The following is a 13,221-nucleotide window of genomic DNA, read 5'->3' on the forward strand; positions in this document are numbered from 1 at the left end:
TACATTTTTATGAGGGAACATACGGACTGACCTTACATAGCTGGAAACAGCCAATTACTTCTCTTTTTTCATGGTAAAAGGCATCAGCTAATTTCTTAGTCGATGCCCTTTTTTTATTTCATTTATACAGTGCTATTCTATGCCCACTTATACCTAACTTTTTCAGAACTATACCGATTGTACTCTAATAGTTTTTCACGTTGAAGGCGTCCTATTACTATATATGGCCTAATTTGCTGACTCTCTGCAAATGATTTAATAGAACTCAAGCTAAAGTCTGAACGTCTGACAAATTCTTCGTAAGCAGTTGAATCAATCAACCTTGCGCTTGCAAACTCATCAGCTCCTATCTCAATATCTGCGTTCCCATCATAGTCTATGAAATTGATAGAACCGTTAACATCACCGTTAACAATATGACCCAACTCATGAAATAATGAAAACCAGAAGATATCAGCATAGGAACCTCTAATGGTCAAAACCATCTGATAAGTACCATCATTTTTTTTCGATATAAATCCTTGAACAGGTGCCCCTCGGAAGTTCCTAACAACAGAAAAATCTATGCCGTATTCACCAAACAATTCAGTCAGAGACTTTTGAATAGACTCTCCAGCATTACACATGACCATCTTTGCCTTTGCCACGAGCTCATCGATCTTCTCTATGTCAAACTTTGTGCTAACATTACGTTTTTCTCCGGCAATCTGGCATAGTCTAATCCAAGCACCCATCACATAAGGATCTACCTTGGATTTAGCAGACAGTCTTAGAGCACCTTCCGGAACTATTCCCTTCAGATTTGCTATATTGCTCATTTGAAGTGCTTTTCGTAGGGAGAGAATCGAATCATCTACTGCTTCTCTGAGAGGCATTTTCCCGATTTCTCTAAGATATTTCACAATATCCTTTAAACTGTTTCTTGCTACCCGCTCTTCGTCAGTAATTGTTTCTGATTCACTAGCTTCTAACAACTCCGCATCATAATTTGCCTGCAAATTGATCCAAAATGACTTTGATACACCCAAAGCATATTCCAATGCAAGAGCGAACTTAGCGGAAATGTCTTTTTTTCCTGCTATAACATTACATACATACGCAGGAGTCACTCCAGTTCTCGCAGCTAATTCTGCCTGTGTTATTCCTCGTTCTACGAGAATATCGCTTATTGTTTCTCCCGGATGAATAATCAGATCACGGGATATACCAGTTATCTTTGTCGCCATGATAATCACTCACCCCTTCCACTTCAATCTCTTCACAAATTTTTACAGTATCTTGATTTGCATTCAATTCTATAATCAGCCGTACATTTGCTGATACATGCAATGAATATGTAATCTGCTTATATCCTGATAGTTGTTCTGGCTTTCCCAAACCCAGAGATAGGAATATTCCAAAATTATCAGCCGCTACCAGATGGTCCATCAATTTCTTTATTGCACGCACCCACTCAAATGGCAGTTTTTTCTTCATCTTTGAATAATCAGTGAAATACTTTTCAACTTTCTTATTCGCATAGGTTATTTTCAATAATTACCACCACCGTCCTCCAATTATAAATTAACCATTTGGTTAACGTATTATATCATCAAAGGACAGAAAAGGCAATATCCCCCGTCTTCCATAGTATCTTGAGCCATATATATTACCTTATTTTCAACTGCTTTTATAGTTAAGCACATTGGTACCAGTTTCAGTAAATCCCTGTGCTGATCTTTACCTTTTTTCCCGAAAAGGCCACTCCTATCTTAACAATATCCGTTATGCCTTCCTCTTTCATCTCTGCATCGTATCTTTTTTCCTGTATCTGATCCAATGCGTCTGAAGATAACAGATCAAGCGCTTTATCATCCAGATCTTTATCCCATTTCAGTTCCATGATGATACCAGGTAGCTTTTTCTTTCTGGGAAACATACTGATATCGTACCTTCCATCACCGGACTCCCTGTTGGAACGAATCTTATACTGATTATCCATTAGTGCAACAAGTCCAAGAGTGAGGCCATGATAGAAGCCTTCTGCACCGGCATCGTAAAAGCTTATGGTCTTTTGCATGTATTCGTCAATACCTTCTTGAAGCTTCGTAATATCTAGTTTGTACAGGCTCTCAGCGATCTTGTTAGCCGTTCCTCTGGTCACGACTCCTATCTGTATTAAGTGGGATAATATCTCACTCTTATAAACAGCAGCTATCTCTCGGTTGGGTATAGATACTTCGCAGAGCCATGTTCCGTCTCCCTGAAGTTCTTTACTCAGTGTCTTCAGATATCCTGCAACCAGGAGCAGGCTGTAAATATTCCCCGGTTCTTCTGTCAAAGATCTGTAAACGACATTCTGATCGATTCTTGCAATTACTTTTTCGCCCAGAATAAGCGCATTAAGTTTTTCCGTGATATCACTTGTAGCTACTTTTAGAACATCTTCAAGTACTTCATTCTTGCCGGTATTAACCCAATATGCCTGAGGCAGACAACCTTTCGACAGATAATTGATAACAGACCAGGGATTATATATTTCCTTATTTCCAAAGAGATATCCGTCATACCATTCCTTAAGTTCCTCTTCTTTATCCGAAAAGCCATAAGTCTTAAGCATCTCTTTTACTTCAGTGTCTGTGAAGCCAAAAAAGCCATCATATTCATCATCCATAACGCTGTTAACTGTAAGATTGTTCAGACCACTGAAAATGCTCTCTTGCGCAATCCTTAATATTCCGGTCAAAAATCCATACGACAGGTAACGATTGTCCTTAAACGCTCCGGAAAAAAAGTTTCTCATAAATCCTATGATCTTGTCATAGAATGCTTTGGAATATCCTTCCTGTATGGGTGTATCATACTCATCGATGATTATAATAGGGGCTTTTCCGTAATGCGCTGCCAGCATCTTTGACAATTTCTGTAAAGACGCAGATAGTTCAACCTCACTCACCTGCCCGCTCAATACTTTTTCAAAATAATCTTTCTCATATTTTTCGATCTTATCGCTATTTTTCAGTACAGAGTGTCTTCCAAACTCATCTTGCACAAGTTCGACGATCTTAGAAAAAGTATCTTCCCAGGAATCAAATTTTACATCCTTAAAAGTCAGAAAGATCACAGGGTATTTGCCCTGATGCTCCCTATACTGCGGGCCGCATTTCCATATAGCTTTATCAACAAAGTACTTGCTTGTATCTTCATCAGAAATTTCAAAGAAAACGCGAAGCATGTCCATGTTCAGGGTTTTTCCAAATCGTCTGGGACGGGTAAACAAAGATACCAAAGCTTTTTTATCAAGAAAATCTCGTATCAGTAGTGTCTTGTCAACATAGTAGTATTCAGACTGTGCGCGGATATAATCCGAAATACCAACCGGAAGGGGCTTGAGTTCTTCCTTCACTTCTGTTCTTACATATTCACCTGTACTAATGCGATTATCAGATGGTTTCTTTGCATTATCCGGAATCTGCCACTGCCTTCCAACTTTCTTTGCACCTTTTATCTTGCCATCTATACAAAGTTTTGCTACTCTACGCTCTGATATTCCCCATATTTCTGATATCTCTTTGCATGTTTTCATGGAAATGCTCCTCATTCTTTTATTGTCATCACGGTTAAAGATGTGGGTTTTCTCGCTAATATGGATTATTATTAATTATATTATAAATATTATTCGGAACATCGTCAAACAAATATCGACATTATTCGGAACAATACCAAAGTATTTTCGATATTGTTCCGAATGATGTCAATGTTTATTTGATATTGTTCTAGCAAGATATAAAAAAACGTCATTCATCCCTTTAAGTGAGATGAATGACGCTTTCTTGGAGGTAATCAGTTTTCACACTTTTTATCTTGAGCTTTAGAGTAAGATCAGATCCATCCATGGTCTTAGTTGATAGTACTAGGTTCAATAAACATTATTTAGTTACTCAAGAGGCGGTTGATCTCATCGACCATATCGTTGATAGCACTTGCCTGTTTGGCAACTTCTTCTGTGTTAGAGGCATTACTTGCTGCCATGGTACTGATTGCGGCGAACTGCTCATTCTCGCTTTGGATACTCTCAGCAATATTCTGATTGATGTCAACTGTTCTTTTGATTATATCTGACTGGCGTCTGTGTGCTTCATTCATCTGTGATACAGCTTCTACAGATTCATTGAGCATCTTGGTCATCTCACGCATCTCACCAAATACGTTCTTGAACTGCTCATTCTGCTCTGAGAGTTTGGTTGCATTGTTTTCAACCTGAGATGTCATCTCTGTTACATTCTTTTGAACTCTTTCTATTATCTCTCCTACATTCTTAAGAGAGCTTTGAGTATTATCAGCAAGTTTTCCAACTTCAGTAGCTACAACTGCAAATCCCTTACCTGCATCACCTGCTCTTGCAGCTTCGATAGATGCGTTCAATGCTAGAAGGCTTGTCGATGATGAGATCCCCTGTATCAATTCAAGAGTAGTACCGATTTCTTCAACTGCTTTTAAGAGTCTTTCTGCTATATCAGTTGTAACAGCCATAGAATCAGATACTTCAGAATTGATATCCTGAAGGTCATTTAACGCACTCTCATTTTCTTTGGACTTCTGAAGCAGGTTACCGGATGTGGCCTCAACTGTTTCTACGTTCTGCTCAACTATACTTGCACATTCACTTAACTCTGACAGATTAGCCATACTCTCATCCGCTTTATTACCAAGAATATTGCTGTTAGCAACAAGTTCCTGGCTGGTGGCACTAAGTTCCTCAGCAGATGCGCTTTCATTAGATGAGATATCCATAAGTGAAGTTCCTGCTGTTACCATCTTGGTAGATATAGATCTTACAGCATCCATAACTCCTGTAACTCTTCTGTTATTCTCTTCAAGTTCATCCTTTTTGGCAGTTATAAGGAAGTGTGATACGAAGAACAGAAACATCAAAAGTCCTGCAAGCGATAATACAAGTCCTACTACGCACATGATTATATCTGTTATAAACAGCTCATCCTTAACAGGAAGCAGATCAGTCCCTCTTATGAACCAGGCAGCAAACATCGATGCTATGCATATGGTACCTGTTATTGCAAGCTGCTTTAGATCCATAAAAAATCCTATAAGGATCAGGAAGAAACATAGAAATCCCCAGAACGTCCTGGTTGGAACCATGTATATGATATAGTTCCATTGGATGATAAGAACAACCGAGCAGAATAGTTTACCAACCTGCAGCTTTCCATCTTTTAGATATCCATCTTCATCAAAAGATGATCTTAAGATCAGCATACCTGTAACAAAAAAGCAAGCATCCATTAATCCGAAGATAATGACAGCAAGCCACGGTATAACCTGATAAAATCCCATCGTCTTCTCTACAACAAACATTGCTGTTGCAATCATACATGCTGAGACAAGAGCTATAATGCCCCACTTGTAGACTGCAGAAAGGTACACTTCAAAAGCCGATTTTCTATTCATCCTAACTTCCTCCATGATTATTGAAAAAGTTAACTCTTTAAAATAATTCGGAATGATTCATAAATTTCTTAATACTCTAAAAAAATTATTCTTCCCCTCCATGGTAAAGTTGAAAAAAGAGAGCCGGGACAAGTTAATGTTCCGGCTCTCTACACTCGCATTTACCTTTTCTGATCTCATGCGTCATCATATCTGCATATCTTTGTGATCAGTTCTTTTTATTTACTTCATAAAACTTTTTATCAGTCATAGTATAGTCCCCACAAGCAGTTTAGCCATTTCTCATTTCGATAATGTTGGTCGCCCCAGAAGTTCGTCATAAGTGATAAAATATTCTGCGCGTATTTCACCATACATTTCACCAAATACATATTGATAGAAGAAATATAAAATGCCATCTTCATAGAAAATGATATTTCCATCCAACTGAGCATTTTCATAAGCTAGATCATACACCTCTTCCGAAGTACTAATACCATAAGGAGATGTGCCCGCGTCATAACCTTTTTCAAAGTCCTGCACAGCTTTATCGGCGATTAGTGTTTTAAACTCGTCCTCTGTTCCATCATAAAAATCTTCAAGCGAAAGTTTTTCACCCGTCTCAATATCAAAAAGGAACTGACCTCTACCCTCAAAATCATGAGAAGATATTCGAAGATCGCTTTCTGTGGAAACCGTTATATATAAGTACTTCTCTTCAAGAACACCAACATCAATTACATGCTCCGAATAAGAATCATAATATGTAGTATTACCGTCTTTATGTTCATCACAGCTCCCATTATCTGAACCATCATCTTTAAAATAATTGATCGCATCCTGTGCATATTCTTTAAGCCAATCATTGATCTTATCAGAATTATCTGAATACTTTTCATCAAGCACAAAATATTCAACATGGTACTGTTTAAAAACGGCACCGCAGTCAGGACATTCTTCCTGGTAAGTCAATGACTCGATGGATCCATATTTGAAAAATCCATATTCATTTACTATACCATCAGTTTCAGTTATATTTGATAGACCTTCATCTTCTATATCCGCCGTATAAAACTTTGTTACTCCATCTTTATAATCAACATAGAACGCCTTTCCATCAGAAACAGTAAAGCCATAAAGACCTGGCGCAAATTTAGTACCGAAATTTTTATATGTGCCTAATGTACCGGGAATACTAGTTGTAGTCATAAGCTCAGTCTCTGTACCAGTAGAAATATCATACTTATATATTGTGTAATCAGCCACATCCAACTCATATTCCTGATAAACATAGTAGTAAATATTGCCATCCACATAAGATATCAGACTAAGAAAATCAATGTAATAATTGTAATTACTTCCTTCTTTATCAACAAATTCTGCAATAGTTTCCGTTGTTCCGGTTTCAAAATAATATACATCAATCTGTGATTGTCCATCTTTATCGCTTTGAAAAATAGCACTCTCTGAATCATAATAATATAAGCAGCTCTCACCATCAAAGCTATAATCCAGCTTTTCAATGTTTCCATCCTCAGATATCACATAGTAATCTTCATCTTTTTTACCAATAAAAAAGCCATTATCATCTATAATCTTATCCAAAGGAGCAAATAATGAATCATCCCATTTAGAACCCATCATATATGAGGAGCACTCCTCATATAGATCATTATACTTGGGCTGTGTTTCATTAAATGATAAACTATCATCCTCTTTATCAAATGCCCGGATACTTATTTTCTCATTGGCATAATCACAAAAGAAAACATATACTATACCTTCATATATCTCTAAGTAAGCCATTTCAGCTTCACACCAGTTAATAACAGGTTCTATCTCTTTACTTTCATAATCGTATGCAATAAGTCGGGCCTTTTTTTCGGTATCATTCCATAGATACTCTCCATAGAAAAGAACTCCATCGCAATAGTTCATATAAGAGAAAGTGTACATTGCTTCATCATCGGATATATGTTCATATATATCATTGATATCATACTTCTGAACATATGACCCATCATGTTCGAAGATGAATATTTCATCAGCATAGTCATAAGTAAAAGTATGAGGTCTGATAACGACACGATCTCCATTTGAAAATCCTTCTTCGGCTTTTACACTAGTATCTTCTTCCGTTTCTTCTTCGACAGATGAATTGTCTATGCCTGATTCATCACTTGCAGAAGTTCCTTTAGATTCTTCATCATCGAAACGATCTATTTCTTCATTCTTTTCATTATGATCACTATTCTCTTGATCATAATGAGACAAGGTAATCATCTCGCTACAACCGATCATAGGAAGAGTAAGTGTGATAGATAATATAATACATGCTATTTTTCTTTTCATAAAACTCCTTTTTTATAAGCATTAAAATAATTCACAATGACATCTGGTGTTTTTGTACATTGGGAGAGCCGATAGCTCTAATCATTTTATCCTATAATGTAATTTATTACTCGGTTATCTGACGAATTGCATATTTCATCCGACGAACTGCTTCTTATCTCGACAAATAATAGTACCAGGTTCAATAAATATTGAAGTTGACACACATTTTCTTGGATGTTAGTATATTTGATGTTCGTATACCATAAAGGTTTCAGAGCGGTTCGCTCACAGTTCCCAAATTGATTGATACTACGGAATTGTTTATAATTGGATTGATAAGTGTTCTAACTTTCTTTTTTCTTAGAAATAATCTTAACTCCTTTATGGATATGACAATAACTATAAAGGAGATGACAAATTGGGCATAACGCCGCATGATATCAATGATTTCTCCAAGTTAAAGACGGAGCTTCGCGACGTTCTTGAATTTATCAAAAGGCAGGATGAAGATAAACTGCTGTTTTGCATGCAATCAGAGAGAGGGGATGACTGGAGTATGAGTGTTGAGTCAATTAACATTATCAATGAATTCACTGGCGCAGGCATCCGCATAGATGAGACAGAGGGAGGAAAGGTAAAAATGTGCAGAGCTACTGAATCTATAAGGGAAGAAGGCGAACAGAAAAAATCCAGAGAGATTGCTGAAAGTCTGGTTAAGAACGGTGTTCCTTTGGATAAGATAATCGCTTCCATCCCTGATATTCCTGAGGATGAGATTCAAGAAATCTTTAACAACATCACTAAAAAGTCTTAATATCCAAAGCAATCAAGGCTTCTGATATGATCATTGTCATACCAGAAGCCTTTTTTATCCGCTAAAAATGTTATACTTCTCAGTCTTTTACTGTAATATAGCTTTCAACGTAGTCCTTCATCTCAAGCAGGTGGTCCGGGTCATCTCCGTCAGTTACATAGAGCATGAACTGAATATTGCTGTTGCCAAGGAGTGTCAGATAAGCATAGCCTGCGTAGTTATAATCAATAACTTCTCCATTGCTTGCTTCCTCGCCGTCTCCCGAAGCGCCTTGATGCACTCCCCAATATGAATCGTAGGAAGCATCTTCGACCCAGAAGATTATGTGATCGCCATTTGCGTCTTCGCCTTCTATGTACACTTCAGAGGTGTAGCCTGACTCTTCATAATAGTGGATATATGATGATTCGATCGATGTAAATAGTGACAGATTCAGGGAATAAGTCTCTCCTGACATTTCGAACTCGAGAGTATCAAGTGATGTATCAAGTTCCTTGCTTACATATTCATGGCCCTCAACCATTGGGTAGTAGGGGGTAAAATACTCATCTACAAATTCATCGCTATACCAGTAATGCGTATACACGCCGGAATTAATAGGTCCAGTCAGGTAGCCTTCGTAGAAATCCAGCTCTACATAGAACTTATCGAAGGTATAGATCTGGTTATTATCGTCCACGATAGGTGAGATGTCCATGAATGCACGAACTTCCTCCGGATAGATCTTACTATCATCATCCTGGAAAAAGACCTCCGGCAAATTATCAGTTGATGCTAAGAGCTGGCCGATTATGCACTCATTAAACGGTACGGCATAAGGATATGGATTGTATATCCAGCATTCTTCGGAAAAATCACTTTCAATATATTCGCCATCAACGTTATCCCATATATCGAGGCAATCAGGGCCATTTCCCATTTCGCCGCTATATGGTCCGACATACATTTCATCCATGGCCGTTAATCTGTCTTCCATTTCTGATCCGCGGTAGTGATATGAAACTATGCATCCCTGATCCTGCAATTCTTTGATGGTCATTCCTGCATAGAACTTAACGCCGTAATCATCAACAAAGCTTCCGTCCCACTGTGAATCCGGACCTGCAACCTGGCCTTTTTCGAATTCACCGCTGTCCTGGTCTTCCTCTTCGCCAGCCTCTTCAGCCTCTTTTTCTTCTTCAGAATCTTCTTCAGAATCTTCAGACTCTTCTTCGGTTTCTTCTTCCCCTTCTTCGGTATCCGCATCCCCTCTACCTAAGCTGACATCTCCGCATCCGGATAATACAGCAAAAGACATTACGAATGCCATGATGCTTGATAAATACTTTTTCTTCATACGCTGTCTCCTTTTGAAATTAGTCTAGACAGCGTATAAGTATACTATGGATGGGGGAATATGTCGAATTATAGGAATATTACCAGGTTCAATATACATTGTTCGGAACAATGTATATTTCGCTTCGATATTGTTCCGAACTATATCAAATTAATACTCATCATACCAGTAATCTTCCGCCGCATCATAAGCTTCGTCTTCATCTTCGTACTCGTCTTCATAATCGTAAAATTCTTCATACTTGTCATCAGCGAAGTCGTCTGCCGAGTCGTAGTCGTGCACGTCGTATGGGTCGTAGCTGCCAGAGCTGCTGCCTGTCGTATCTTTTTTGCCAGAGGAGTCTGTATCTTTTTTGCCAGAAGAATTTGTAGTTGTGGTGTCCTTAGATTTCTTCTTTTCGCTATCGGAGGTCCAGCTGCCATCGGCTTCTATAGTTCCTGTGTCATATTTTATGAGCTTTACTACTTCTCCGTGGCTTTCTCTGCAGTTATAGATAGTATATCTGTTGTTTTTGATCACGCTAAACATATATGTGCCGGGACTATACTCGGTTGTACCGGCAGTAAAGGTGCAGCGTTGGGTGTATTCAATCCATAGATAGTGATCTTTGTATTCTATTGAATCGCGGGGCTGGTATTTGTACTGCTCGAACATCTGGTAATAGTTGCTGCCGTAATACAGTTCGGACAGATTATGCTCTATTTCATCCTGGATCTTTAAGAGCATATTGCACTTGTCTAAATCGGGAATGCTGTTAAAGCTTGTATCCAATTGGACTGTTACATAGGCTTTGTCAAGATTGCCCCATGATCCTATGCGTTCAGCAGTAGTTTCAGCGGAACGTATGTCGTCATATACAACTTCGGCGGTTACTGATTCTACGTAGTCGCCGTCTCTGATCATGTATAAGACGGAGTTTTCTACTGTATATTTATATGCGTCCCTGGCTGCGTCAAGCTCTTCGGCCAGGTTTGGCTTCTCGCGATTGAGGCGCACGTGCTCCCAGTAATGGCCCCAGCTTCCGTATTTGTTGGTTACCTGGTAGTTGATCTTTATGGCTTCTATTATGAGTAGGCCCAGGCAGAATATGATACAGCCCAGGATTAGGGATTTCTTGGTGGATAATTTATTAGATGTATTGGGTTCTTGAATTTCTTCTGACATGGCTTGGTACCTCACGATGAGCGAAAGGGGTGCGCTTTAAGTGTATTCTCGTTGGCGGAATAGCAAAGAGGGAGCACGCGGCTCCCTCTGAGGTTATTATACTATATTGCTTAGTGGTGTGCCAGATTGCGGCTTTTATAATATACTTACTATTCTCAAAGGACTATAATGATTTCTATATCTATAAAGCAGAAGCTGTTGATTGTTCAAGGCCATGGGTGACTATCTATAATGACAAGCACCATTACGAATATGTAAAGTACCCGGAAAGGGATAAGTATAATAGGATTGTTTGATATTTCCTTCTTTAGACGATAAAAGGGAGCCATTTGGGCTCCCTCTAGAATATTATTTCATTGATTTATACTCTTTGTTTAGGAACAAACTCAATTTTAAGGACCATGCCCATTCCATCAGCCAATCTTTTCAAGAGATTAAGCGATGGATTTCGAGTTCCATTTTCTATTTTACTTATATCTGCCTGGTTGATTCCTGTCCGTTCAGCTAGCTCTTTCTGCGTAAGATTCTGCGAATTTCGTGCATCTACTATAGCTCTGATCACATCCATCTCAGGCTGAATGGCTTCATATTCTTTTTTGAATTCTTCATCTTTCAACTGCTCATCAAGCATATCATTAAAGGTTCTCATGATTTATCCATCCTTTCTATATAATCTAATCTGCGTTGTTTTGCCAGTTTTATGGCATCCGGTGGTGTTTTCTGTGTTTTCTTGACCAAATTGTATGGCATATATGCCATATTGTCAATTATAGCGTTCCCTTTCTTCAAACTCAATATTTTTTGTAACGATCAACTCATCTATAGTAACTCCCAGTAATTGAGCCATTATTATAAAGTTATCCATGGAAGGGAGGCTATTTCCTTTTCCGTTTGCTGTAGAATACCACTTATACACGCTCTGTACTGTTCCCAGATGAAGTTCTTTCCTAATATCTTCTGGCTTATATCCTTTTTCTTCGAACATACGCCTAATATTAGCGCATGTAGCCTTAGCATTAATAACCTTTTCAGGCATAGTTAGTCCTCCTCAAATGTTAAAACATAGCCTTTTGGGGTCCAATAATCTGGCATTCCCCTTGTAATTGATTGGAAAAAATTCGAAATGAATCAAGACAATACAGAGTTATTGCATAAAGCAACCGTTAATGATATCTTAGGATATGAAGTTAGCTCGGCCAGAGTTAAATACTTCATACAGGTCAGATGTGCAGCATCTGATTCATTTCAAAGAGGGACGTTTTGCAGAACGTCTCTCTTTTTATTTTCCAATGCCTTGTTCTTTCAAAACGGCATCACTCCTTTATCTCAAATATACTTCTGCGCTATGATCTCCTTCGTTATAGTTTGCAAGATAGCATTCATCTATCACTTTTTGGCAGTCATAATCAACTAATATTACAGACAATTCACCTCTGTATGCTATCTTATAAGCACGCCCTGCCAGATAATCATATGCATACCGATCATTTACAACTATAGAGCCTTTTATCTCCTTAGAAGTCTTGTATTCTAATACATTAGCCAATGCAAGCTGTATATCTAATGGTCTGAAACTGCTGCTTCCTGTGACACATCTTATATCAAACCACCATTGTTTTATTCTGCTCTTTTCAATATTAAGGATTACATTTGGAGCCTTTGAACCGTTAAATCTTTCCAGATCTACGTTATTATTAAAGCGTATGTTCTGAGACATCATGGCTGTAAGAAGGATTCCTGTTATACGCCTTTCTTGATCCAGAAGTTCCATTCTTCTGGTAGATTCAACGTCTTTTAGCCCTTTATAATTCTTTGAAACATTTATGATGTCAGAATGTCTTGAAGATGACTCTTCCACCATTTTTTCTGCCAATATGCTGGCTTTTTGAGTCAGTGTTTCACTATCCTGGTATTCTGCGGTGATCATCATATCTTCGTAAGTAACGCCATTCTGCGGATCAGCTGAGCCGGAAGTTAACTTTTTAATTATTTTAGGACTAGGAACATAATCGCCCTGCTCCGCTTTATAAATGGTCATGTAGCTAACGCCCGCCACTTCGGCATAGTCTCTTAAACTTCTGTCGCCTCTCGCAAGTCTGATAACATCAGCCAGTTCATGATTTTTATTTCGGTTCATAGTAATCCT

Annotated in this window: 11 protein-coding genes; 1 reads left to right on the plus strand and 10 read right to left on the minus strand. The window is 38.3% G+C overall.

Translation table 11 applies throughout. The features are described 5' to 3' along the window. Positions 1–137: 137 nt before the first annotated feature. The 5 genes from WAA20_RS13175 to WAA20_RS13195 all read right to left on the minus strand — a co-directional run bounded on the left by WAA20_RS13175 (position 138) and on the right by WAA20_RS13195 (position 7,779). A complete protein-coding gene (locus WAA20_RS13175) occupies positions 138–1,226 on the minus strand; it encodes a HigA family addiction module antitoxin (protein ID WP_073390557.1) in 1,089 nt (362 codons plus the stop codon). Further along, a complete protein-coding gene (locus tag WAA20_RS13180) occupies positions 1,195–1,476 on the minus strand; it encodes a hypothetical protein (protein WP_004604505.1) in 282 nt (93 codons plus the stop codon). Before WAA20_RS13180 ends, WAA20_RS13175 begins: the two co-directional genes overlap by 32 nt. Before the next feature lie 220 nt (positions 1,477–1,696). Then, the gene (locus WAA20_RS13185; RefSeq protein ID WP_073390358.1) at positions 1,697–3,565 is read right to left on the minus strand and encodes an AAA family ATPase; all 1,869 of its coding nucleotides are present in this window, start codon (positions 3,563–3,565) and stop codon (positions 1,697–1,699) included. A gap of 347 nt (positions 3,566–3,912) precedes the next feature. Beyond that, positions 3,913–5,448 (minus strand): methyl-accepting chemotaxis protein, encoded by a 1,536-nt coding sequence (locus tag WAA20_RS13190; protein ID WP_073390360.1) that lies wholly within the window; start codon positions 5,446–5,448, stop codon positions 3,913–3,915. 282 nt (positions 5,449–5,730) lie between these two features. Beyond that, a complete protein-coding gene (locus tag WAA20_RS13195; RefSeq protein ID WP_073390371.1) occupies positions 5,731–7,779 on the minus strand; it encodes a hypothetical protein in 2,049 nt (682 codons plus the stop codon). A 400-nt stretch (positions 7,780–8,179) separates the two neighbouring features. Between WAA20_RS13195 and WAA20_RS13200 the strand changes: the two genes are divergently transcribed. Then, a complete protein-coding gene (locus WAA20_RS13200) occupies positions 8,180–8,575 on the plus strand; it encodes a hypothetical protein (protein WP_073390373.1) in 396 nt (131 codons plus the stop codon). 79 nt (positions 8,576–8,654) lie between these two features. Here the strand turns inward: WAA20_RS13200 and WAA20_RS13205 are convergent, their stop codons facing one another. The 5 genes from WAA20_RS13205 to WAA20_RS13225 all read right to left on the minus strand — a co-directional run bounded on the left by WAA20_RS13205 (position 8,655) and on the right by WAA20_RS13225 (position 13,212). After that, on the minus strand, positions 8,655–9,911 hold the full coding sequence (locus WAA20_RS13205; RefSeq protein WP_073390376.1) for a hypothetical protein: 1,257 nt from the start codon (positions 9,909–9,911) through the stop codon (positions 8,655–8,657). A gap of 150 nt (positions 9,912–10,061) precedes the next feature. Beyond that, a complete protein-coding gene (locus WAA20_RS13210; protein ID WP_073390379.1) occupies positions 10,062–11,075 on the minus strand; it encodes a hypothetical protein in 1,014 nt (337 codons plus the stop codon). A gap of 361 nt (positions 11,076–11,436) precedes the next feature. Beyond that, positions 11,437–11,724 carry a helix-turn-helix transcriptional regulator gene (locus WAA20_RS13215; RefSeq protein ID WP_027204421.1) on the minus strand — a complete coding sequence of 96 codons (288 nt, stop codon included), beginning with the start codon at positions 11,722–11,724 and terminating at the stop codon, positions 11,437–11,439. 114 nt (positions 11,725–11,838) lie between these two features. After that, positions 11,839–12,111: a helix-turn-helix transcriptional regulator gene (locus WAA20_RS13220; protein ID WP_051199482.1), complete on the minus strand. Its 273-nt coding sequence runs from the start codon at positions 12,109–12,111 to the stop codon at positions 11,839–11,841. Positions 12,112–12,396: 285 nt separating this feature from the next. Further along, complete coding sequence (locus WAA20_RS13225; RefSeq protein WP_073390380.1) at positions 12,397–13,212, minus strand: helix-turn-helix transcriptional regulator; 816 nt, start codon at positions 13,210–13,212, stop codon at positions 12,397–12,399. Positions 13,213–13,221: the final 9 nt, after the last annotated feature.

Origin of the sequence: Butyrivibrio fibrisolvens, from assembly GCF_037113525.1 — a bacterium.
Lineage (GTDB): Bacteria > Bacillota > Clostridia > Lachnospirales > Lachnospiraceae > Butyrivibrio > Butyrivibrio fibrisolvens.